Below are 1,635 nucleotides of genomic sequence, written 5' to 3' on the forward strand. Positions count from 1 at the left end.
GGCTGGATGCGGACGGAATAAGCTTCAGAGCATCACGTCACTACCCTGAAAATTTTTTAGCGTAGTACCTAAAAATGACAACACTAAGCTAAGCGCGGCTCTTCATGTTTAAAAAAATCGCGCTCGGGAAAAAAAGTGGGGCTGATGCTTAAGAGATTTTTGTTTCCGTTAATGTTACGGTATAACCTAGATTCTCCAGCCTACGAACGGACTGTCTAACAAGCGCTTTTTCTTGACGTTTCTCAAAGTATTGCGCGCCCAGTTCGCGATAGTCCTCTTGACGGGTGAGGAGGTGGTAAGCAATGGTCAAGATAGAATGGGCAACAGCAACGGCTGCTCGCTGCTTACCTTTGCGAGCCGCAATGCGCCTATATTGTGCGCCGAGATAGTTATCGGAACTTTTCAAAGAATGAGCCGCTTCGATTAAAGCGGAACGGAGATACTTGTTGCCTTTTCGGGTTTTGGACGACTTTCGTTTCCCAGCGCTTTCGTTATGACCTGGAACAAGTCCTGCCCATGAACAAAGGTGAGCAGCTTTCGGAAAGCGGGAAGCCACATCGGTTCCGATTTCCGCCATGATTTGTTCAGCTGTACGCAGAGCAATTCCTGGAATCGTGTCCAGTCGCTCCAGGTCTTTCCGAAAAGGGTCAAGTCGTTTCGCAACCTCCTGATCAAGGACCACAATTTGTTCGGCTATAAAATCCATGTGTGTGATCATGGTTTTGAGCATTAGCCGTTGATGTGGATTCATATGTCCTTGAAGGGCGAGCTCGAGTTCAGCCTTTTTGCTTTTCATCTTCCGACGGGCTAAATCAGCGAGCTTCTGCGGGTCGTCTTCTCCTTCGATCATGGCCTCGAGCATGTCTCGCCCTGAAACGCCCATGATGTCGGAGATGACAGAAGACAACTTAATGTTGGCGCCTTCGAGAACCTTCTGGATGCGATTAAGCTCACGTGCCCGCTCTTGAATGAGGCTCCGACGGTAACGAACTAACTCACGAAGTTCGCGCTGGTTGCGATCCGGAATATAACTGGCAGTAAGTAAGCCATGCCGAAGTAAATCTGCAATCCACTCCGCGTCCTTTACATCGGTCTTGCGTCCTGGAACGGCCTTCATATGATGAGCGTTGACGACAAGGAAATGAATGTCTTCGGCTTCGAGCAGGTTAACAATGGGTTTCCAATACACACACGTACTTTCCATGGCGACATGGGTACACTGATGTTCCTTGATCCAGTCGACGAGTGTCATCAAATAGAAAGTATGGGTGGGAAACGTTCTAATCTCCTTTCCTTGAGGGGTAACGATACAGGCGGTAATGTTCTTTTTGTGGACATCCAGACCGCAGGCACGTTCAATAAGCACTTCCATGGTCAGTCACCTTTCTATGGCTAAAAAATTGAGGCTGGTGCAACAACCGATAAGGGATTAATCTACCCTGCGTGCTTCCCAAGTTGGGAGCGACAATCTAAGGTACACCAGGTCGTCGGAGTCAGACTTTTGGATGGGTTCAGGACACCAAAGTGAACCGACCTTCCTCGCCAGCCATAGTAGCAGTGTTAACGTTTTTTGTTAGTACCAACCCCATTTTCATCATCAATGGTGCCGCGTCAGCGGCATGGATGGCTTTTGGG

At 48.6% G+C, this 1,635-nt stretch carries 1 protein-coding gene; it reads right to left on the reverse strand.

The genetic code is table 11. From position 1 onward, the window contains the following. Positions 1–148 precede the first annotated feature (148 nt). Entirely contained in the window at positions 149–1,372 is a 1,224-nt protein-coding gene (locus tag N0M98_RS33600) for an IS110 family RNA-guided transposase (RefSeq protein ID WP_249864387.1), read from the reverse strand. Positions 1,373–1,635 lie beyond the last annotated feature (263 nt).

It is taken from the genome of Paenibacillus doosanensis (assembly GCF_025060755.1).
GTDB lineage: Bacteria > Bacillota > Bacilli > Paenibacillales > NBRC-103111 > Paenibacillus_S > Paenibacillus_S doosanensis.